Origin of the sequence: Phenylobacterium sp. (genome assembly GCF_036821595.1) — a bacterium.
Taxonomy (GTDB): domain Bacteria; phylum Pseudomonadota; class Alphaproteobacteria; order Caulobacterales; family Caulobacteraceae; genus Phenylobacterium.
The window spans coordinates 23,446-42,612 of the sequence record NZ_DAISJG010000019.1 but is presented as its reverse complement, the minus strand read 5'-3'; the positions used below and the strand labels follow the sequence as shown (position 1 = coordinate 42,612).

Sequence of the window (19,167 nt, the reverse complement as noted above, 5' to 3'; positions counted from 1 at the left end):
GGGTCGGGGGAAGCTTGGGCAGGCGCCGGCGCAGCAACGGGCGGAGCGGCCTCAGCGGCCGCGCCGGTCGCGCGGAGAATGGCAAGTGCGGCGGTGGCAGACCACGCAACGCACCTACGGCGCCTGTTTCGCAAGGAGTTTGCCCGGAGACGTGTCGTCGTCTGTGAACGTGATCTCGAGCTTCTCCCCGGTCGCCGGCGCGCGGGTGAGCGGAATCCGGATCGTCCGACGGTCCACTTCCGGGTAGACGCCGACGCCGCGGGCGATGCCCACGACCTCGGTCTTGCCCACCGGCCGGACCTCGATGTTGCCGAACAGCGAGTTCGCACCCTGACGGACCACCTCGAACGCCATGATCGGCGTGCGGCGCGGCGCGCTCTGGCCCTCCTGCGGCAGGTCGGCGTACTCGAGGCGCGCATTCTCGATGGAGGCGCGCACGTCGGTCTCGCCGACGCGGATGATCGCCGGGATGCTCAGGCCGAAGACCGAGTTGATCTGGAAGCGGAGCTCGTTGGGCCCGATGCCGGCGGCGGCCTCGGCGGTGAGGCCCGCGTCGCGCGGCGGGATGGTGGTGATGGTCAGGTGGCTGCGGTACTCGCCCGGCGCGCCTTCCGGCGCATTGGTGACCCGCAGGCGGATGGTCTGGCCCTGGCCCGGCGCCAGCGTCACGCGGCGCGGCGAGATCAGCAGCATGCCCTGGGCGGACTTCACCTTCTCGATGAAGGGCGCGGCTTCCGGCCGCTGCGTCCCGTCGGTGACCGCCACGATCTGCCCGTCGGGCAGCATGGCGCGGTCCACCAGGGCGACGTCGAACGTCGCCGCGGCGTTGCCCTGGTTGTAGATGTAGACGGTCGCCGAGCGGCGGTTCCGGTCGAACGTGACCCGCTTGGGCGAGATGTTGAGGTTCGCGCCGACCGTGGTGATCGTGGGGGCCGGCGGCGCCGCGGGGGCGGCCGGCTGGGCGAAGGCCTCAGGCGCGCCGAGCAGAGCCACGGCGGCGAGGACGGCGGGGAAGGCGGCGCGGGTCAATTGTACTGGACCACGACGACGAGAAGGCCTTCGTAGGCGCCGGGGGCCAGGCGTTCGGACGACGCGAGCGAGATCGCTCCGCCGACGTTCACGCTCATGGTGTTGCCGCCCATGATCGAGCCCGCGAGCACGACGCCGTCGCTCGACAGGCCGAATTCGGCGTTGGTGTTGGTCTTGACGGTCAAGGCTTCGGTCCCCCCGGTGCGGACGACCGTGAAGCTCTGAGGCACGGCCATCGACACTGCATCCCCAGCCTGACCACTAATGGTTAAAGTGGCGTTGCTCAAGGGGGCTGCACCTGAGGTTGCGCCGCCGGCGACCGCCGACGGGCGGGCGTTCGGCGCGACGGCCGTCGCGGTCACGCTGGGCAGGACGAGCGGACTGACGATCTCGATTCCAGCGCCCTGGGTGATCTGGGCCGAAACCATCCCGTCGGCGCGGCTGAGCGCGAACGCCTGGGCGCAGCACGCGAGCGCTGCAAGGCCGACGCCGATCAGGAGAGGCGCTCTTTTCATGGTCATCACCTAGGCCCGCAGCGGTTTACCGGAGCTGAACGCGCGGGGCGTCCAGCTCCGGAAAGCGCAGGCTTAGTTGTAGGTGACCGTGAGGGTCATCGTGCCCGAATAGGCGCCCGGGACGGTCGTGTTCGTGATGTCGAACGCGCCGCCGGCGTAGAGCAGCTGGGTGGCCGCGGAGTAGGCGGCGCCCGGCAGGCCGCCGACCGTGCCGCTGTCCACGGCGAATTCCGGCGTGAAGGAGATGGTCTCCGAACCGCCCGCGCGGGTCAGGTTGAAGGCCGTCGTCGAGCCGGTCAGGGCGTAGGAGCGGCCGCCGTCACCGGTGATGGTGAACTGGCCGCGGCTGCCTTGAACCTGCACGACCGCCGTGCCGCCGCTGATCGTGATCGGGTTGGCCCCGAGGGTCGGGTCCAGGTCGATCGTCGAGGTGCTCGCCGTGTTCGGGCGGGCCACCGTGCCGAAGTTCACGTCGTTGTTCTTCGTGATGGCGATCGGCTGGATGATGCTGGCGTTGACCGTGGCGCTGTCCGACGCGGTCGACTGGGCGCTGGCCGCGGTGGCCATGCCCGCCAGGATGGCGGCGCTGCCGGCGGCAACGAGGATATTCCGAAGGGTGTTCATTTTAGCCCCTGGCGTGCTGAGGTTGATCTGTTGAACGCGTTGACTGGTCTGCGGGAGACTTTGAAGACTTCTCGGGGACCGCCATCTACCGCGGCGGTTACCTTCGAAACTTCTGGTTGCAAGTCGCCACTTTAACCGACGATTATCCATGCGCCCTCTAGAGGTGTCGCCGCCTACTGTCAAGATTGGTGGTCTGCGGTAACCACACTAGAGGGGCTCCAAGGTCAAAGTCCCGAACTGGAACACCGGCCCTGGAGCAATCCAGGTTTTGCAAGAGCTGTGCTCGGGAAGGACAGGAGCAGGTTTGTTTTCCCTGAGACCTTGCCGACTTTAGGCGGTGGGGAAGGCGGGGCGGGTTACTTGTTCACTCTCCTTTTGGTAGCGCCGCACATCAGCCGGACAACCCGTTGGTGTAGAAGTATAGTGAATGGGCGAACGCAGTTCGCGGAATCCGGGTTGTGGTCGACTGCGAATTGAAATCGGAAGTATTCACGCCGTGGCAATCTGACACACGCGCGCAGGTCTTCTTTTGAGCGGCGTCAAATTGTGACGCCTCTGCGACCCTGTAGCTAAGCTTCCGCGGGCGAGTTCCAGCCAGTTCTGCCCTGACGGCAGAGCTTTGTTCGCCGATCGTCAGTGGCCGGGCGTGACGAGGATCTTCACATGGGCCTCGGGATCGCCCAGCGCCTCGAAGGCGCCGGCCACGGCCTCCAGTCCGACCTGGCCGGTGACCAGGTCCGAGACATCGATCACCCCCTCGGCCAGGTGGCGCAGGGTCTGGGCGAACTCCTCGGGCGTGTAGCCGAACACGAAGGTGAGCTCGACTTCCTTGGTGATGGCGATGGAGGGCTCGATCCGGTCGGTCTCCATGCAGACGCCGGCCACCACGATCTGGGCCCCGGCCGGCGCGGCCTCGATCAGCCCCTGCAGCACGCCGGGGGCGCCTACGCATTCGAAGATCACCGGCCGGCCGAAGCCGCCGCCCATCATCCGCACCATCTGCTGGGCGGCGCGCGCCTTCGGCACGCCCAGGGCCTCCCACCGGTCGTGCGGCGACTCGACCGCCGGATCGACGAGGATGTCGGCTCCCAGCCGCTCGGCGGCGGCCCGGCGGCGAGGGGAATAGTCGGCGGCGATCACCGGCCCGTGGCCCGCCGCCTTCAGGGCGGCGATCACCGCCAGGCCCACCGGCCCGCAGCCGACCACGAGCGCCACGGAGTTCGGATCCATGCGCGCCTTGGCCACGGCGTGCAGGCCCACGGCGAACGGCTCGGTGAGGGCCGCCTGGTCGGTGGGCAGGCCGTTCGGAACCTCCAGCAGCAGGGCCTCGGTGAGCAGCATCCGCTCGGCGAAGCCGCCGGGCAGGCGGTTGGAGAAGCCCAGCAGCTCGACGCCGGAGGCCGTCATCGTGGCCGGCACGCTGACCACCCGCGCGCCGGGCTTCAGGGTCCGGCTGGTCCCGGGGCCGAAGTCGAGCACCTCGGCGCAGAACTCGTGGCCGAACACCGTGTCCGCCGTCGGGTCGAAGCCGTTGTCGAGGCCGCCGGCCCGTCGCGACAGCTCGATCATGTGCTCCATGTGGTGGAGCGCGTGCAGGTCCGAACCGCAGATGCCGCACGCCAGGGTGCGGACCAGCACCTGGCCCTCGGCCGGCTCGAGGTCCGGGATCTCGTCGCAGACCAGCTGCCTGTTGCGTCGCACGACCGCTCTCATGGCGTCCTCCCCCTGCTGCTTGCCCACGATAGCCTTATCCCCTAACCCTCGCCGCTCGGATTCTTGAGACCTGACGGAGCGGCCCATGAGCCTCGCCTTCATCTTCCCGGGCCAAGGCAGCCAGGCGGTCGGAATGGGGGCCGAGCTGGCCGAGGCCTTCGCCACCGCGCGCGAGGTGTTCCAGGAGGTGGACGACGCCCTTGGGCAGGGCCTGTTCCGGCTCATGAAGGAAGGTCCCGAGGACCAGCTGACCCTCACCGAGAACGCCCAGCCGGCGCTGATGGCGGTCAGCGTAGCCGTCGCCCGCACCCTCGAGCGCGAGTTCGGCGTCGGCATGGAGCGGGCCGCCTTCGTGGCCGGCCACAGCCTCGGGGAATATTCGGCGCTCGCCTCGGCGGGGGCCATCAGCCTGGCCGACACCGCCCGGCTCCTGAAGCTGCGCGGCCAGGCCATGCAGCGGGCGGTGCCGGTGGGCGCGGGGGCCATGGCCTCTCTGATCGGCCCGAAGACCGACGTGGCCCTGGCGGAGCAGGCCGCCGCGGCCGGCGCCGAGCTGGGCGTCTGCGTCGTGGCCAACGACAACAACCAGGGCAATGTGGTGATCTCCGGCGCCAAGGCCGCGGTCGACCGCGCGATCGAGAAGGCCAAGGAGCTGGGCGCGCGGGCGATCCCGCTGAACGTCTCGGCGCCCTTCCACTGCCCGCTGATGCAGCCGGCCGCCGACGAGATGGCCCAGGCCCTGGCGGAAGCGACCATCCTGACCCCCAAGGCGCCGGTGGTGGCCAACGTCACCGCCCGCCCGACCAACGACCCGGAGGCGATCCGCCGGCTGCTGGTGGAGCAGGTGACCGGCCGGGTCCGCTGGCGCGAGAGCGTCCTGTGGCTGGCCGGGGAGGGCGGGGTGACCCGCTTCGCCGAGGCGGGCGCCGGCAAGGTGCTCTCGGGGATGGTCAAGCGGATCGCCCCGGACGCCGAGGCCGTTCCCCTGAACGCCCCGGCCGACCTCGAAGCCTTCGCCAAGACCCTTTAGAGAGGACGCCCATGTTCGACCTGACCGGAAAGACCGCCCTCGTCACCGGGGCTACCGGCGGAATCGGGGCCGAGATCGCCCGGGCGCTGCACGAGCAGGGCGCCCACGTGGTTCTCTCCGGCACCCGGGAGGCGGTGCTGCAGGACACCGCCGCCCGCATGGGCGAGCGCGTCTCGACCGTCACCGCCAACCTCTCCGACGCCGCCGCCGTGGACGCCCTGATCGAGACCGCCGAGGCGGCGGCCGGCGCGCCGATCGACGTCCTGGTGGCCAACGCCGGCATCACCAAGGACGGCCTTCTCCTGCGGATGAAGGACGAGGACTGGGACGCCGTCATCAAGGTGAACCTGGAGAGCTACTTCCGCCTGTCCCGCGCCGCGGTGAAGGGGATGATGCGCCGCCGGACGGGCCGGATCATCGGCATCACCTCGGTCGTGGGCGTCATGGGCAATCCGGGCCAAGCCAACTACGCCGCCTCCAAGGCCGGCATGATCGGCTTCTCCAAGGCTCTGGCCCAGGAGGTGGCGAGCCGCGGGATCACCGTGAACTGCGTGGCGCCAGGTTTCATCGAGAGCCCGATGACCGACGCGCTCAACGAGCAGCAGCGGGGCCAGATCCTGTCCACCATCCCCGCCGGCCGGCTGGGCGCGGGCCGCGACGTGGCCACCGCCTGCGTCTATCTGGCGAGCGAGGAGGCCGCCTACGTCACCGGCCAGACCCTGCACGTCAACGGCGGCATGGTGATGATCTAGCCCTCGCCACCCGGAAACGAACATGCTACCGGGCGGCCCGAACCAATCCACCTCGGCGACAGTTGACACCAGCGTCGCTGTCGCCGAATGCAAATGACCGACTAAGCCTGAGGGACCTACCTAATGTCCGACGTCCTTGAACGCGTCCGTAAGATCGTCATCGAACACCTCGACGCCGATCCCGAGAAGGTCACCGAGAAGGCCAGCTTTATCGATGATCTGGGCGCCGACAGCCTCGACAACGTCGAGCTCGTCATGGCTTTCGAAGAAGAATTCGACATCGAGATTCCCGACGACGCCGCCGAGCACATCCAGACCGTCGGCGACGCCGTGAAGTTCATCCAGGAGCGTCTGGGCGCCTAAAGCGCCTCAATCTGCTTGGAATTTTAACCGCCGCGTCGCCGAGGGTCCCACCCGAAGCCGCGGCGGTTCTCGTTTGAGGACCCGCCATGCGTCGAGTCGTCGTCACCGGAATCGGCCTCGTCACCCCTCTGGGGACCGGAACCGAGCACACCTGGAAAGAAATCCTCGCCGGCAAGTCCGGCGCGGGCCGCATCAGCGCCTTCGACCCCGCCGCCTACGCCTGCCAGGTGGCCTGCGAAGTGCCCCGGGTGGACGGCCGCGGCGGCGGCGGCCCGGACGTGCCGGGCTCCTTCGATCCCGACAAGACCCTGGCCCCCAAGGACCAGCGGCGGGTGGATGACTTCATCCTCTACGCCATCGCCGCCGCCGACGAGGCGGTCCGCGACTCGGGCTGGATGCCGGGCGAGGACGACCGTGAGGGTCGGGAGCGCACCGGGGTCATGATCGGCTCCGGCATCGGCGGCCTCGGCGCCATCGCCGACACCGCGATCGAGCTGCACGAGAAGGGCCCCCGGCGGATCTCGCCGTTCTTCATTCCCTCGGCCCTGATCAACCTGGCCAGCGGCCAGGTGTCGATCCGCTGGGGCTTCAAGGGGCCGAACCACTCGGTGGTGACGGCCTGCGCCACCGGCGCCCACGCCATCGGCGACGCGGCGCGGATCATCAAGTACGGCGACGCCGACGTGATGATCGCCGGCGGGGCGGAAGGCTCGGTGGTGCCCGTGGGCATCGCGGGCTTCGTGGCCTGCCGGGCCATGTCCACCAGCTTCAACGACACCCCCGAGAAGGCCAGCCGTCCCTACGACAAGGACCGCGACGGCTTCGTCATGGGCGAGGGCGCCGGGATCCTGGTGCTCGAGGAGTACGAGCACGCCAAGGCGCGCGGGGCGAAGATCTACGCCGAGGTGGCGGGCTACGGCATGGCCGGCGACGCCTATCACATCACCGCGCCCGCCGATGACGGCGACGGCGGCTTCCGGGCCATGAAGGCGGCGATCAAGGACGCGGGCGTGGAGCCCGCCGACATCGACTACATCAACGCCCACGGCACCTCGACGCCGCTCGGCGACGAGATCGAGCTGGGCGCGGTCGAGCGCCTGCTCGGCAACGCCGCCTCCCGGGTGACGATGAGCTCGACCAAGTCGGCCACCGGCCACCTGCTGGGCGCCGCCGGCGCCATCGAGGCCGCCTTCACGGTGCTGGCGATCCGCGACCAGATCGCGCCGCCGACCATCAACCTCGACAATCCGTCGGTGGAGACCCCCCTGGACCTCGCGCCGCACAAGGCCGTGCCGCGGGAGATCAAGGTCGCCATGTCGAACTCCTTCGGCTTCGGCGGCACCAACGCCTCGGTGGTCTTCAAGAAGGTCGCGTGACCCGACGCCCGCGCCCGCGCCGCCGCGCCGTCCCGCGCAAGTCCCCGCCGGGGCCGCTGCGGAGGTTGGGCGGCGTGCTCGCGGCGCTGGCCGCCGTCCTGGTCGTCGCCGGGGCGTGGGTGGCCTGGTCCTACGGCGGGCCCGGGCCGCAGGCGCCGCGGGGGGCGGCCACCACCGTGGTGCTGGAGCGCGGCTCCGGCCTCTCCCAGATCGCCGGCAAACTCTCCGAGACGGGCGTCATCCGCTCCAGGGCTCTGTTCATGGCTGCGGCCCGGTTCAGCGGCGCGGCGGCCAGCCTCAAGGCCGGCGAGTACGAATTCCGCAGCGGGACCTCGATGGCCCGGGTGCTGGACGACATCCGCGCCGGCCGGGTCGTGCGCCACCTGATCACGGTGCCCGAGGGCTGGACCAGCGAGATGGCCTGGGAGGCGGTGCAGCGCCAGCCGGTGCTGACCGGGGAGGCCCCGACGCCGGCCGAGGGCGCGCTCCTGCCCGACACCTACCAGGTCCAGCGCGGCGACAGCCGCGCCGCCGTCCTGCAGCGGATGGCCGAGGCCCAGGACCGGCTCATGGCCGAGCTCTGGCCCAAGCGTCAGCCGGGCCTGCCCTTCGACACGCCGGAAGAGGCCCTGACGCTCGCCTCCATCGTCGAGAAGGAGACCGGGATCGCGGCCGAACGGCCCCGGATCGCGGCGGTGTTCGTCAACCGGCTGCGCCAGGGCATGCGCCTGGAGAGCGACCCCACCATCATCTACGGCATCTCCCGGGGCCGGCCGCTGGGCCGGGGCATCCTGGCGTCGGAACTGGCCGCGACGACGCCCTACAACACCTACCGGATCGACGGCCTGCCGCCGACGCCGATCGCCAATCCGGGCCGGGCGTCCATCGAGGCGGTGCTGAACCCGCCGCGCAGCACGGAGCTGTTCTTCGTGGCCGACGGGACCGGCGGGCACGTCTTCGCCTCGACCTTCGAGGAGCACCAGCGCAACGTGGCCCAGTGGCGGCGCGTGGAGCGTGAGCGCGCGGCCCAGGCGGGGACGGGGCGGTAGGCATGGCGATATCGGGGATGACCGGCTTCGGCCGGGCGGAGGGCGCCCTGGGCGCCTGGAATTGGGCCGTGGAGGCCCGCTCGGTCAACGGCCGCAACCTGGAGGTCCGGTTCCGCGGGCCGCCGGGCTTCGAGGGCCTGGAGCGCGCCGCCCGTGAGGGAGCGCAGGCCCGCTTCCAGCGCGGCCAGCTCACCGTCGGCCTGCAGGCCCGCCGGACCGAGGGCGCGGGCGCCGTCCGCGTCAACGTCGACCAGCTCGAGCGCTACCTCTCGGCCGGCGGGCCCTACGTCGCCACCGGCATGGTCGCCCCACCCAGGCTGGACGGCCTGCTGGGCCTGAAGGGCGTCATCGAGGCGGCCGACGGCCTGGACGATACCGAGGCCCAGGCGGCGCTGGAGGCGGCCATGGCGGCCTCGATCGGCGCGGCCCTCGACGGGCTCCTGACCGCACGCCGGGAGGAGGGCGGGGCGCTCGCGGGCGTGCTCGCGGGGCTGATGGACCGGATCGCCGAACTGGTGGGCGCCGCCGAGGGGCACGCCGCGGCCCAGCCCCTGGCGATCAAGGAGCGGTTCGAGCGGCGCATGGCCGAGCTGGCCGGCGACGTGGTGCCCGAGGAGCGGGTGCTGCAGGAGGCCGCCGCGCTGGCCGTGAAGGCCGACGTGCGCGAGGAGCTCGACCGCCTGTCTGGCCACATCGCCGCCGCGCGCGCCCTGGTCGGCGGGGACGGGGCCGTGGGCCGCCGGCTCGATTTCCTGACCCAGGAGTTCATGCGCGAGGCCAACACCCTGTGCTCGAAGTCGGCCATCGCCGCCTTGACCACGGTCGGGCTCGACCTCAAAGCCGTGATCGAGCAGTTCCGCGAGCAGGTCCAGAATGTGGAGTAGGGCGTCTTGAGCACCCACGACGACCATCACGCCAAGCCGTGGGAGACGGTCCGCCGCGGCCTCCTGATGCTGGTCTCCAGCCCCGCCGGCGCCGGCAAGACCTCGCTGTCTCGCCGCCTGGTGGCGGACTTCGCCGGGATGACGCTCTCGATCTCCGCCACCACCCGCAAGCCGCGGCCGGGCGAGGAGGAGGGGCGCGAGTACTTCTTCAAGTCGCGCGACGAGTTCGAGGCGATGATCGCCGCCGGCGAGCTGCTGGAATGGGCCGAGGTGAACGGCCAGCTCTACGGCACGCCGAAAGCCCCCGTGATGGCCGCGCTCGAAGCCGGCAAGGACGTGATGTTCGACATCGACTGGCAGGGCGCCCGTCAGATCGCCGAGCAGACGCCGGCCGATTCGGTGCGGGTGTTCATCCTGCCGCCCTCCTGGCCGGACCTGGCGCGCCGGCTGCACGCCCGCGCCCAGGACAGCGTCGAGGTGATCAACCAGCGGCTGGAGCTGGGCAAGCGGGAGATCACCCACTGGGGCGAGTACGACTACGTCATCGTCAACAAGGACTTCGACCGCGCCTATGCGGACCTGAGCCACATCTACCGCGCCGAGCGGCTCAAGCCCGGCCGCAACCCCTGGCTGCCGGAGTTCGTCGAAGGCCTGCTGGACGAGACCATCTAGGCGGGGCTCTCTGCCCAACCGCTAGACAGCGGGCGGTGGAGTTCCGTCCATCCTGAGGATTCTGCGCCGCCGCGGGCGCTCGCCCGTCGCGCGGCCTGATCGCCGTTCACTAGCCTGAGCCCAGTTCAGCAGCGGGCGGGTTGGGGATGGGTTCCGAACGACAGGCGCCGACACGGCGCCAGCTTTTCCAGGCCATCGGGATGATCGGCGGCACGGCTGCGATCTACCAGATGATGAGCACCTTCGGTCACGCGGCGGAGACTCGTTTCGACGGCCCGCCGGACCTCTCGGGCGCGCGCAAGGGCGCCTCGGTCATCGTGCTGGGCGCGGGCCTGGCGGGGATGCTCGCCGCCCACGAGCTCACCCGGGCGGGCTACAAGGTCCGGATCCTCGAGTACCAGAACCGCGCCGGCGGCCGGAACTGGTCGCTGCACGGGGGCGACACCTACACCGAGATGGGCGGGGCGACCCAGCAAGTGCGGTTCGCCAAGGGGAACTACCTGAACCCCGGCCCCTGGCGGATCCCGCACCACCACCGGACCCTGCTGCACTACTGCAAGGCCTTCGGCGTGGCGCTGGAGCCCTTCATCCAGTTCAACCACAACGCCTATGTCCACTCGACCGAGGCGTTCGGCGGGGCTCCCCAGAGGTTCCGGTCGCTGGCCGCCGACTTCGAGGGCAACGTCGCCGAGTTGCTCGGCAAGGCGATCGACCAGAAGGCGCTCGACACCCGGCTCACCCCCGAGGACGTGGACCGCCTGAAGGAGGCGCTGCGCGGCTGGGGCATGCTCGACGGGGACATGCGCTATGTGAAGGGACCCCGGTCCTCCAGCCACCGGGGCTTCGACCTGCCGCCCGGCGGCGGCGTGGGCGGCGCGCCCCGGCCCTCCGACCTCTTCCCCTTCGACGAGGTGCTTAAGTCCGGCGTCTGGGCCCAGATGTCGTTCTTCATGAACGACGAGTTCCAGACCACCATGTTCCAGCCGGTCGGCGGCATGGGGAAGATCGGCGAGGGCTTCGCCCGGCAGGTAGGCCACCTGATCACCTACAACGCCAAGGTGACGAAGCTCCGCCAGGACCGCTCCGGCGTCACCGTGACCTATGCCGACACCGGCACGGGGGCGGTGACCGAGGCCAAGGCCGACTTCTGCGTCTGCACCATCCCGCTGACGGTGCTGAGCCAGATCGACAACAACCTTTCGGCGAAGAAGAACGCCGCCATCCAGGCCGTGCCCTATTCGAACTCGGTGAAGATCGGGCTCGAGATGCGCCGGCGGTTCTGGGAGGAGGACTCCGACATCTACGGCGGCCATTCCTTCACCAACCAGCAGATCGGCCTCGTCTCCTATCCCAACAACAACTTCTTCCAGGACGGTCCGGCGGTGCTGCTGGGCGCCTTCGCCAACGGCCCCGGCGGCTACAACCTCAGCGGCATGACGCCGGAGGAGCGGATCGAGGTCGCCCTGCGGGAAGGCGCGGTCTTCCATCCCGACAGCTACCGCCGGGAGTTCCTGAGCGGCGCCTCGGTCGCCTGGAGCCGCACGCCCTGGGTGATGGGCTGCTGCGCCCGCTGGAACGAGGACACCCGTCGCGAGCACTACCAGGAGCTGGTGGCGCTGGAGGACCGCGTGGTCCTGGCCGGCGAGCACGCCTCCTACGTCGGCTGCTGGATGGAGGGCTCGCTGCTCTCCGCCCTCGACGCCATCACCCGCCTGCACAAGCGCGCCCTGGAGGCCTGAGATGCGAGTCCGCCTGTTCGCCTTCGCCGTCCTCGCCCTGGCCGTGGCGGCGCCCAGCCTCGCCGACGAGCCCGGTCCGGGCGGCTCGAAGCCGCCCGTGCCGAAGACCGGCGAGGAGGTCTACCGGATGTACTGCCAGGCGTGCCACATGGCCGACGCCGCGGGCGCCAGCGGGGCCGGGACCTTCCCGGCGCTCGCCCGCAACGAGCGGCTGGGGACCGCCGCCTACGCGATCTACATGGTGGAGAACGGCAAGGGCGGAATGCCCGGCTTCCGGAGCGCCCTGACGCCGGTCCAGGTTGCCGACCTCGTCACCTATCTGCGGACCCACTTCGGCAACGAGTACCGCGAGCCGGTCACGGCCGCGGAGGTCGAGGCCATGCGGCCGCACTGAGGGAAAAAGACGGGGCATGACGCTCCCCGGGGGCGGCCGGCTCCCTGTCCAGGGGGACGTAGCCGGGCTGCGGGCGATGTCTTCGGCTCTGTCCCGCTTACCGAGCCGAACACCCTTCGGAGGTAAATCGGCGAGGTGAATTTCGCCCCAAGGGAGAGTTGCCACAACCTGTGGGAAGCCCACTTTGGGTCAGAACAGGGGGGGCCGGGCCGCGACATTCCGTCACCCGCAGCCCATGGGCGATCCGGAGGCGCGCGCAGGGGACGCTCGTCGGCTCTGGTTCCAGGCGGTATCGCTCTCGCTCGCCCGGGTGGGAACCTGCGGGCGAGGTCGGCGGTTACCCACCTTGCAGCGGCAGGCGCTCCCCCCGAGCCGGTAGCCGCAGCAGGGCCCCGTCTGTCCCTGTGGACGACGGGGCCTCGTCTTTTCCGGCGGCCGTTGCCGCAGGCCGGCGGCGATCCGGGTCGATCCGTGGACCTCGGCCGCGCCGCGCCTCCCGCGAGGTGAGTGGATGACCAGCGTTCTCCTAGTCGAAGACGAGCCGGACGTGGCCGAACTCGTGGAGGAGGCCCTGGCCGACGTGGGCCTCGACGTGAAGGTCGCCCTGGACGACCGGGCCGCCCTCGCCGCGCTGGAAGGCGAGGCGCGGAGCTTCGCGGCCCTGGTGACGGACATCAATCTCGGCGTCGGCGTCACCGGCTTCGACGTGGCCCGCAAGGCGCGACAGCTGAACGACGAGATCAAGGTCATCTACATCACCGGCCACGCCGCCCACCTGTCCAAGCACGGGGTGGAGGACGCCCTGATGTTCCCCAAGCCGTTCTCCGCCACCGAGCTGGCCGATCAGGTCCGGATGCTGCTCGCCAGCTAGAAGCGGGCCTCCACGTCGCGCAGGGTCCGCGGGTCCCCGGGGAGGCGGATGTGCGCGCCCGCGGCGCGCAGCTCGGCGACGCGACCGGGGTCGAACCCCGGCACGCAGGCCACCTCGTCCCAGTTGAGGTAGGGCCGCCAGAGCATCAGGTCGTAGGCGCTTTCCAGGCCGACGAGCTTGGTCAGCGCCGCAAGGCTTGCGGTGTTGAGGTCCATGCGCCGCCTCCCGCGGTCGTGGAGCCCGCCCAGTCCCAGTCCGCCACAACAAATGTGAATGGCTGCAGTTCCCCCGTCCGGCGGATCAGCGGCGGCGCAGGGTGTCGCCGACCAGGGCCATCAGGGCGATCGCCAGAGGCAGCAGGAAGTAGGCGAGCCGGTAGCCCAGGAAGGCGGCGGCCAGCGACGCCGCCGGGGCGCGCGGCAGCAGCGCCGACAGGGTCCCCTCGAACACGCCGGCGCCCGCCGGCACGGTGGAGACCAGCCCCGCGACGCAGGCGATGGCGTAGGCGCCCACGAAGGCCAGGTAGTCCACCGTCCCGGGCGGCAGCAGGATCCAGATGATCGCCGCGGCGGTGGCGTTGTCGGCCGCGCCCACCGAGAGCTGGACCAGCGCCTTGCCGGGCGAGGGCAGGGCCAGGGTTCGGCCGAAGGCGTGCAGCGGCGAGCGGTGGAGGGCGCAGGTCAGGAGGTAGGTGACGACGCCCGCCAGCAGCACCGTGCCGGTGGTGCGCGCCACCGGCGTGGCGATCGCCGAGGCGGCGAGCGCCTGTGGGGTGGCGATGAGCAGGCCGACGCCGGCCAGGGTGGCGATGCCCACGGCGAACGAGAACCCCTGGAACAGGGTCGCCCCCGCCACCTGGGTGAGGCCGACCCCGTAACGGTCGTAGAGCCTCGCGCGCACCGCCCCCGAGACCAGCAGGTTGGCGCCCAGCGAATGGGCGATGGCGTTGGCGATGAAGGCGGTCGCCAGGGTCGGGCCCCAGGGCAGCCGAGCGCCCATCCAGCGCAGGCCCACCTTCTCCACCACCCCCATCAGCAGGAAGCTGACCGCCGAGAGCGCCAGCGCCCCCAGGATGGCGCGATGGCCCCAGCGGCGAACCTCCGCCGCGACGTCCGCGAAAGCGAGGTCATGGTAGTCGCGCCACAGGACATAGCCGGCCGCGCCGAGCAGGATCACCGGGATCAGCCGCAGCGCCCAGCGGCGGATCAGGGCCGGCAGGGTCGTGCGGCGGTCGGGGAGGGCCTGGGCGAACTCGTCCTCCAGCGGGTGGTCCGCGGAGGTCTGTGCGTGCGGCGGCGGGTGCGAGGTCGGCACGGCCCTGGTGTCTCAGGAGTCGCGGGGGCCGTCACGCCTGCGTGGCTGGCGGGAACCGATGCCCACGGCGCAGGTTTCAAGCCCCGGATCCCTTTCCAAGGAGGAGAATGGCCATGCCGCGCGATGACTGGCGGGAGCGGGACGACGAGCGCCGGGAGCGCTTCGGACGGGTGCGCGACCGGGACGATTTCGGCCAGGCGGACTACTCCACCGACTACGGCTACGACCCCCGCCGGCGGGCCGGCTACCGGGCCGACGAGGCGGCGAGCTTCCGTTCGGACGACTACGGCCAGGCCGACTATTCCAGCGACTACGCCTACGATCAGGAGCGTGGCCGCGCCTACCGCCGGTTCTCGGAAGACGATCGGGACTACGACCGCGACTACGGCCGGCGCATGGACGCTGGCGACTACCGCCGTGACGACGAACGCCGCGACCTGCGCGACCATGACCGGACGGACGGCGGCCGGTCCTGGATGGAGCGGGCGGGAGGCTTCTTCGGCGGCCGCGATCGCACCGACGAGCGCCCGGCCCGCCGGCGTGGTCCGTCCGACCGGGTGCTCTGGGCGGTGATCGTGGAGCGGCTGGAGGACGAGCGCCGGCTCGACCTGCGCGACGTCGACGTGGTGGTGGAGGACGCAGAGGTGACCCTCAACGGCACGGTGCGCCGCAAGGAGGACCGCCGCCGGATCGAGGACATCGCCGACATCGACGGCGTCCGGCACGTGCAGAACAACCTACGCGTCCGCGACCGCGGCTGGACCTTCATCTAGCCGCGCGGGAACCGCCGGCGGAAGCGCTCGACGATCAGGGGCGCGAACGCCGCGCTGACGCCGCCGAGGTCGGCCACCCAGTTGTCGGTCAGGGGACCGAGCGGGGCGCCGCTGAGCAGGTGCAGGGCCTCCAGCACGGTGGCGAAGCCGGCTACGCCGACGGCCACCGTGCGCAGCCGTGCGCGCGGCATCGCCGCCAGCGCGCAAAGCGCCAGGACGTAGAAGGCGGCGAAGTGCTGCAGGTTGGGCGAGCGGACGAAGTCGGGCACCAGCTCCGGCGGCAGGAACTTGGCGACCACGATGGCCAGTCCCGCGCCCAGCAGCGACAGCCGGGCCAGGACAGCCAGCGGCCCCGCTTCGGGATAGCGTCCGTCTCCGAACAGGCTGCGGTCTTCGCTCATCGGCCTCCTCCTGGGCCTACGCTCTAGGGGCGATCCGGTCCGTGCGGAACCCCCCGGCGCGCCCCGGGCGTTGAGGAAGCATGAGCAAGGCGATCACCGTCAACATCCCCCACGAGCTCGGCCGTGCCGAGGCCCGCCGCCGGATCGAGGAGGGGTTCAGCCGCTTCTCCAGCCAGATGGGGGCCGCCGCCGGCGCCTTCACCAAGAGCTGGGACGGCGATGTCCTGCGTTTTTCGCTGCAGGCCATGGGCCAGGCGATCTCCGGCTCCATCGAGGTGGCCGAGACGGCCGTGAAGCTCGAGGTCCTGCTGCCCAACCTGCTGGCCATGATCGCGGGCAAGCTGAAGGGCCGGCTGCAGAAGGAAGGCCAGATCCTGCTGGAGAAGAAATAGCCGCCCCGCGGCCAGTCTGTCGGCTGCGGGACAAAGGACTCGCCGGCGGCTCGTCTAGGGTCCTCCCTTCGGAGAAGGGGCGGGTTCCTTGGCGGCGTATCGCGTGCAGGTGCTGGACGACAGGGGCGGGCTGGTGGTCGGGGCGACCCTGAACTGCCCGGACGACGCCGCGGCGAAGGCCAGGTTCCTGGCCCTGCCGCTGCCCGCCGGACGGGCCGAGCTGTGGCTCGGTTCCCGCCTGGTGATGCGCCGCGCCGTCGAGGACGCCTAGAGCATTCGCAGCCAGGCGACGAACGCCGCCAGCGAGACGAGGAGCGCCAGGATCTCGATGGCCCGCGACCAGCGCACCTCGTAGCGCCGCCTCACGCCCCGAAGATCCAGTCGCCGGTCAGGCTGGCCAGTTGGACGCCCACCAGGACCATCTGGCCGCCGCCGCCCATGGTGATGACCACGTCGGCGCCCACCTGGGCGGTGGTGTAGGTGGTGCCCGCCAGCAGGTTCACGCGGTCGCCCTCGGCGTGGTTGAAGTCCAGCACCCGGTCGAGTCCGGCCTCGCCGTGGGTGTGGAAGATGTCCGCGCCGGTTCCGCCGGAGATGGTGTCGTCGCCCTTGTCGCCGGCCAGCCAGTCGTCGCCCGCGCCGCCGCTGACGCTGTCGTTGTCCTGGCCGCCACGGACCCAGTCGGAGTCCGCCCCGCCGCTGACGGTGTCGGAACCGAGGTTGCCGTAGACGATGTCCCAGCCCTCGTCGCCGTACAGGACGTCGTTGTCCTTGCCGCCGACCACCCAGTCGTCGCCCAGCCCGCCGTAGACGGTGTCGTTCCCGGCGTTCCCGTGGACGTCGTCGAAGTCCGCGCCGCCGCGGATCACGTCGTCCCCGTCGAGACCGCGCAGGTAGTCCTGGCCGGCCCCGCCCTCGATGGTGTCATTGCCGGCGTAGCCGTACATGCGGTCGGCGGCGGCGGAGCCGATCAGGGTGTCGTCGCCCGCCAGGAGGGTGCTGCGCGCCGTCTCGTTGGCGTCCGTCTGCGCCCAGCCCACCATGGTGGCGACCGGGACGGAGAAGCCGCTGGCGTCGAAGGTGATCTCGCCCTTGAAGGTCTCGCGCCAGCCCGTGACCGTCCCGCCGGAGATCTCGCCGGAGGTGTAGGTGAACTGGCCGGTGAACTCGTAGGTCCAGTCGCCGTCCTTCAGGATGTAGCTGGTGGCGGTCTCGGTGATCGGGTCTCCGAGCAGCAGGTCGCTGATCTTGAGGGTCTCGAAGTCCGTGCCGGAAACGCCGGCGGTGAGGGTGGTCATGCGAGTTACTCCACTGACAAGGGGCTAGGCGCCGATGATCCAGTCGCCCGTGAGGCTGGCGAGCTGCACGCCGACCAGGATCATCTGGCCGCCGCCGCCCATGGTGATCACCACGTCCGCCCCGACCTGGGCCGTGGTGTAGGTGGTGCCGGGATCGAGCAGGACGCGGTCGCCCTCGGCCCGGTTGAAGTCGAGGACGCGGTCGATGTCGGCGGCGCCGAAGGTGTGGAACAGGTCGGCCCCGGCGCCGCCCGTGACGGTGTCGTCCCCCCGGTCCCCCGAGACGTAGTCGTCGCCGGCGTCGCCGCGGACGTCGTCGTCGTTCTGGCCGCCGCGGACCACGTCGTTGCCGTCGCCGCCGGAGCAGGTGTCGTCGCCCATGTTGCCGTAGACCACGTCGTGGTCCGCGTCGCCGAACAGCAGGTCGTTGTCCTTGCCGCCGACGACCCAGTCGGGACCCCGGCCGCCCGAGACGGTGTCGTTACCCATGTTGCCGTGGGTGTCGTCGAAACCGTCGCCGCCCGCGATCCGGTCGTCGCCCTCGTCGCCCCGCAGGTAGTCCTCGCCGCCGCCGCCGACGATGACGTCGTCGCCGCCGCCGCCGTTGATGGTCTCGGCGTCGTTGTCGCCCATGAAGCCTTCGGCGGCCGGCGCGCCCTGCTGGCTGGTCCCCGGATCGGTCCCCAGGTCGACGCGGAGCTGTTCCTGGCCGTCCCACTTGCCACGCCAGGCGATGAAGTCGGTCCGCCCGTCGCCGTTCACGTCGGCCGGCGTGATCTGGTCATACTCGTTGCCGGGCAGCAGCGAGGGCATCTGGATGAAGTTCCCCATGCCGTCGTTCAGGTAGAACGGCGCGCTGGAACGGTCCGACAGCACCATGTCCAGCAGGCCGTCGCCGTTGACGTCGGCGAGGTGCACGCGCCGCACCCAGACGCCTGTGTTCATCGAGGCCGGCAGGCTGGTCGCCGTGGCGTCCGTGAAGCCGCCGGCGCCGTCGTTCAGCAGCAGCTGGATCTGGCGGTGGATCTCGCCGCCGGTGGGCACGGTGTAGTTGGCGACGAGGTCCAGGCGGCCGTCGCCGTTGGCGTCGAACGCCTGGATGTCCACGGCGTCGGCGTTGGGGAGGCCACGCGGAAGGCTGCGTCCGGAGTCGGTGAACACCCCCTGGCCGTCGTTGAGCAGCAGACGCGAGCCGGTGTTGGTGCTCGACCCCAGGAAGAGGTCCTGGTCGCCGTCGCCGTCCACGTCGATGAAGGCCTCGGCCCAGTGGTTCGGCCCACCGGCTGCGCGCAGCGAGCCGGGCAGGTTCGAATCGGTGCGGGTGAAGCCGCCGGAGCCGTTGTTGATCAGGAAGAACGGGCGGACCCAGGCCGTGCCGCCGCCGCCGTTCCCCACATAGATGTCGAGGTCGCCGTCGCCGTCGATGTCTGCGGCCTCCGCGGAGTGGCTGTAGTCGGAGACCTGCGGCAGCTGCCCCGTGGCGTTGCTCAGCCCCGTGGGGCCGCTCGAGAGCAGCAGCGCGTTCTGGGCGCCGGGGAACGGGTTGGTGTCATAGCCGTGGTCGGCCACGAAGACGTCGGGCCGGCCGTCACGGTTGAAGTCGCCCACGACCACCTCGCGGGCGTGCACCGTAGTGGGCGCGCCGCCGGTGATGGCCGCCGTGCGGTCCGTGAAGCCTCCGGCCCCGTCGCCCGAGAAGAAGCGCACCGGCGTGCCGCGGTCCTCCAGGGGATAGAGGAAGTAGGTCTGCAGGACGTCGAGCTTGCCGTCTCCGTCGAAGTCGCCGACCGCCACCTCGTGCAGGGAGGCGTTCTCGTAGCCGGCGCGGACCGGAACGGCGAAGCTCTGGGAGGCGTAGTAGCTGGGCACGTCCGTCAGGCCCCTGGAGTCGGCTTGCCCGCAGGCGAGCCCGCACAGGCGGGCGAGATGATCGAAACGATCTGAAAAACAGCCACTTGCAGGTTCCCGGAACAGTCGG

22 protein-coding genes are annotated in these 19,167 nt (G+C 70.8%); 13 read left to right on the top strand and 9 right to left on the bottom strand.

Annotated features, from left to right (window positions below; all coding sequences use genetic code 11):
• Positions 1–114 precede the first annotated feature (114 nt).
• From V7Z97_RS11120 to V7Z97_RS11105, 4 genes are all read right to left on the bottom strand, one after another.
• Positions 115–1,029, bottom strand: a complete 915-nt coding sequence (locus V7Z97_RS11120; protein ID WP_334163489.1) for a fimbrial biogenesis chaperone — start codon at positions 1,027–1,029, stop codon at positions 115–117.
• Complete coding sequence (locus V7Z97_RS11115; protein WP_334163488.1) at positions 1,026–1,550, bottom strand: DUF4402 domain-containing protein; 525 nt, start codon at positions 1,548–1,550, stop codon at positions 1,026–1,028. Before V7Z97_RS11115 ends, V7Z97_RS11120 begins: the two co-directional genes overlap by 4 nt.
• Positions 1,551–1,616: 66 nt before the next feature.
• Positions 1,617–2,168: a DUF4402 domain-containing protein gene (locus V7Z97_RS11110; RefSeq protein WP_334163487.1), complete on the bottom strand. Its 552-nt coding sequence runs from the start codon at positions 2,166–2,168 to the stop codon at positions 1,617–1,619.
• Between the two features lie 633 nt (positions 2,169–2,801).
• Positions 2,802–3,869 carry a zinc-binding dehydrogenase gene (locus V7Z97_RS11105; RefSeq protein ID WP_334163486.1) on the bottom strand — a complete coding sequence of 356 codons (1,068 nt, stop codon included), beginning with the start codon at positions 3,867–3,869 and terminating at the stop codon, positions 2,802–2,804.
• A 97-nt stretch (positions 3,870–3,966) separates the two neighbouring features.
• On the opposite strand from V7Z97_RS11105, the gene fabD reads away from it, so the two are divergent.
• The 10 genes from fabD to V7Z97_RS11055 all read left to right on the top strand — a co-directional run bounded on the left by fabD (position 3,967) and on the right by V7Z97_RS11055 (position 13,011).
• Complete coding sequence (fabD, locus tag V7Z97_RS11100) at positions 3,967–4,911, top strand: ACP S-malonyltransferase (protein ID WP_334163485.1); 945 nt, start codon at positions 3,967–3,969, stop codon at positions 4,909–4,911.
• Positions 4,912–4,922: 11 nt separating this feature from the next.
• Complete coding sequence (fabG, locus tag V7Z97_RS11095; RefSeq protein ID WP_334163484.1) at positions 4,923–5,663, top strand: 3-oxoacyl-[acyl-carrier-protein] reductase; 741 nt, start codon at positions 4,923–4,925, stop codon at positions 5,661–5,663.
• A gap of 123 nt (positions 5,664–5,786) precedes the next feature.
• Positions 5,787–6,026 (top strand): acyl carrier protein, encoded by a 240-nt coding sequence (locus V7Z97_RS11090; protein WP_012522113.1) that lies wholly within the window; start codon positions 5,787–5,789, stop codon positions 6,024–6,026.
• A gap of 86 nt (positions 6,027–6,112) precedes the next feature.
• Entirely contained in the window at positions 6,113–7,402 is a 1,290-nt protein-coding gene (gene fabF, locus V7Z97_RS11085; protein ID WP_334163483.1) for a beta-ketoacyl-ACP synthase II, read from the top strand.
• Positions 7,399–8,451, top strand: a complete 1,053-nt coding sequence (mltG, locus tag V7Z97_RS11080) for an endolytic transglycosylase MltG (protein ID WP_442958026.1) — start codon at positions 7,399–7,401, stop codon at positions 8,449–8,451. The genes fabF and mltG overlap by 4 nt, the downstream gene beginning before the upstream one ends.
• A gap of 2 nt (positions 8,452–8,453) precedes the next feature.
• Positions 8,454–9,335 (top strand): YicC/YloC family endoribonuclease, encoded by an 882-nt coding sequence (locus V7Z97_RS11075; RefSeq protein ID WP_334163482.1) that lies wholly within the window; start codon positions 8,454–8,456, stop codon positions 9,333–9,335.
• A gap of 66 nt (positions 9,336–9,401) precedes the next feature.
• On the top strand, positions 9,402–10,007 hold the full coding sequence (gene gmk, locus V7Z97_RS11070; protein ID WP_334163503.1) for a guanylate kinase: 606 nt from the start codon (positions 9,402–9,404) through the stop codon (positions 10,005–10,007).
• 146 nt (positions 10,008–10,153) lie between these two features.
• On the top strand, positions 10,154–11,746 hold the full coding sequence (locus V7Z97_RS11065; RefSeq protein ID WP_334163481.1) for a flavin monoamine oxidase family protein: 1,593 nt from the start codon (positions 10,154–10,156) through the stop codon (positions 11,744–11,746).
• Position 11,747: 1 nt separating this feature from the next.
• Positions 11,748–12,140 (top strand): c-type cytochrome, encoded by a 393-nt coding sequence (locus V7Z97_RS11060; RefSeq protein ID WP_334163480.1) that lies wholly within the window; start codon positions 11,748–11,750, stop codon positions 12,138–12,140.
• A gap of 511 nt (positions 12,141–12,651) precedes the next feature.
• Positions 12,652–13,011 (top strand): response regulator, encoded by a 360-nt coding sequence (locus V7Z97_RS11055; RefSeq protein WP_334163479.1) that lies wholly within the window; start codon positions 12,652–12,654, stop codon positions 13,009–13,011.
• Here the strand turns inward: V7Z97_RS11055 and V7Z97_RS11050 are convergent.
• Both V7Z97_RS11050 and V7Z97_RS11045 read right to left on the bottom strand, forming a co-directional pair.
• Positions 13,008–13,226 (bottom strand): hypothetical protein, encoded by a 219-nt coding sequence (locus tag V7Z97_RS11050; protein ID WP_334163478.1) that lies wholly within the window; start codon positions 13,224–13,226, stop codon positions 13,008–13,010. The genes V7Z97_RS11055 and V7Z97_RS11050 overlap by 4 nt on opposite strands.
• An 85-nt stretch (positions 13,227–13,311) precedes the next feature.
• On the bottom strand, positions 13,312–14,325 hold the full coding sequence (locus tag V7Z97_RS11045; protein WP_334163477.1) for a lysylphosphatidylglycerol synthase transmembrane domain-containing protein: 1,014 nt from the start codon (positions 14,323–14,325) through the stop codon (positions 13,312–13,314).
• A 113-nt stretch (positions 14,326–14,438) separates the two neighbouring features.
• On the opposite strand from V7Z97_RS11045, the gene V7Z97_RS11040 reads away from it, so the two are divergent.
• On the top strand, positions 14,439–15,098 hold the full coding sequence (locus V7Z97_RS11040) for a BON domain-containing protein (protein WP_334163476.1): 660 nt from the start codon (positions 14,439–14,441) through the stop codon (positions 15,096–15,098).
• Here the strand turns inward: V7Z97_RS11040 and V7Z97_RS11035 are convergent.
• A complete protein-coding gene (locus tag V7Z97_RS11035) occupies positions 15,095–15,499 on the bottom strand; it encodes a hypothetical protein (RefSeq protein ID WP_334163475.1) in 405 nt (134 codons plus the stop codon). The two genes, V7Z97_RS11040 and V7Z97_RS11035, sit on opposite strands and share 4 nt — an antisense overlap.
• Before the next feature lie 80 nt (positions 15,500–15,579).
• Between V7Z97_RS11035 and V7Z97_RS11030 the strand changes: the two genes are divergently transcribed.
• Both V7Z97_RS11030 and V7Z97_RS11025 read left to right on the top strand, forming a co-directional pair.
• Positions 15,580–15,891, top strand: coding sequence for a polyhydroxyalkanoic acid system family protein (locus tag V7Z97_RS11030; protein ID WP_325458499.1), 312 nt, complete (start codon positions 15,580–15,582; stop codon positions 15,889–15,891).
• Positions 15,892–15,979: 88 nt separating this feature from the next.
• Positions 15,980–16,162, top strand: coding sequence for a hypothetical protein (locus V7Z97_RS11025; protein WP_334163474.1), 183 nt, complete (start codon positions 15,980–15,982; stop codon positions 16,160–16,162).
• Positions 16,163–16,253: 91 nt separating this feature from the next.
• On the opposite strand, the gene V7Z97_RS11020 is transcribed toward V7Z97_RS11025, so the two are convergent.
• On the bottom strand, positions 16,254–17,189 hold the full coding sequence (locus V7Z97_RS11020) for a calcium-binding protein (protein WP_334163473.1): 936 nt from the start codon (positions 17,187–17,189) through the stop codon (positions 16,254–16,256).
• 24 nt (positions 17,190–17,213) lie between these two features.
• Complete coding sequence (locus V7Z97_RS11015; protein ID WP_334163472.1) at positions 17,214–19,058, bottom strand: FG-GAP-like repeat-containing protein; 1,845 nt, start codon at positions 19,056–19,058, stop codon at positions 17,214–17,216.
• Positions 19,059–19,167: the final 109 nt, after the last annotated feature.

Bases quoted from the DNA above. Each gene is read 5' to 3' on its own strand.
- fabD (WP_334163485.1), top strand. From the start codon at position 3,967: ATGAGCCTCGCCTTCATCTTCCCGGGCCAAGGCAGCCAGGCGGTCGGA.
- fabG (WP_334163484.1), top strand. From the start codon at position 4,923: ATGTTCGACCTGACCGGAAAGACCGCCCTCGTCACCGGGGCTACCGGC.
- V7Z97_RS11040 (WP_334163476.1), top strand. From the start codon at position 14,439: ATGCCGCGCGATGACTGGCGGGAGCGGGACGACGAGCGCCGGGAGCGC.
- V7Z97_RS11115 (WP_334163488.1), bottom strand. From the start codon at position 1,550: ATGACCATGAAAAGAGCGCCTCTCCTGATCGGCGTCGGCCTTGCAGCG.
- V7Z97_RS11090 (WP_012522113.1), top strand. From the start codon at position 5,787: ATGTCCGACGTCCTTGAACGCGTCCGTAAGATCGTCATCGAACACCTC.
- gmk (WP_334163503.1), top strand. From the start codon at position 9,402: ATGCTGGTCTCCAGCCCCGCCGGCGCCGGCAAGACCTCGCTGTCTCGC.
- V7Z97_RS11035 (WP_334163475.1), bottom strand. From the start codon at position 15,499: ATGAGCGAAGACCGCAGCCTGTTCGGAGACGGACGCTATCCCGAAGCG.
- V7Z97_RS11055 (WP_334163479.1), top strand. From the start codon at position 12,652: ATGACCAGCGTTCTCCTAGTCGAAGACGAGCCGGACGTGGCCGAACTC.
- V7Z97_RS11065 (WP_334163481.1), top strand. From the start codon at position 10,154: ATGGGTTCCGAACGACAGGCGCCGACACGGCGCCAGCTTTTCCAGGCC.
- V7Z97_RS11075 (WP_334163482.1), top strand. From the start codon at position 8,454: ATGGCGATATCGGGGATGACCGGCTTCGGCCGGGCGGAGGGCGCCCTG.
- V7Z97_RS11020 (WP_334163473.1), bottom strand. From the start codon at position 17,189: ATGACCACCCTCACCGCCGGCGTTTCCGGCACGGACTTCGAGACCCTC.
- fabF (WP_334163483.1), top strand. From the start codon at position 6,113: ATGCGTCGAGTCGTCGTCACCGGAATCGGCCTCGTCACCCCTCTGGGG.
- V7Z97_RS11110 (WP_334163487.1), bottom strand. From the start codon at position 2,168: ATGAACACCCTTCGGAATATCCTCGTTGCCGCCGGCAGCGCCGCCATC.
- V7Z97_RS11050 (WP_334163478.1), bottom strand. From the start codon at position 13,226: ATGGACCTCAACACCGCAAGCCTTGCGGCGCTGACCAAGCTCGTCGGC.
- V7Z97_RS11030 (WP_325458499.1), top strand. From the start codon at position 15,580: ATGAGCAAGGCGATCACCGTCAACATCCCCCACGAGCTCGGCCGTGCC.
- V7Z97_RS11060 (WP_334163480.1), top strand. From the start codon at position 11,748: ATGCGAGTCCGCCTGTTCGCCTTCGCCGTCCTCGCCCTGGCCGTGGCG.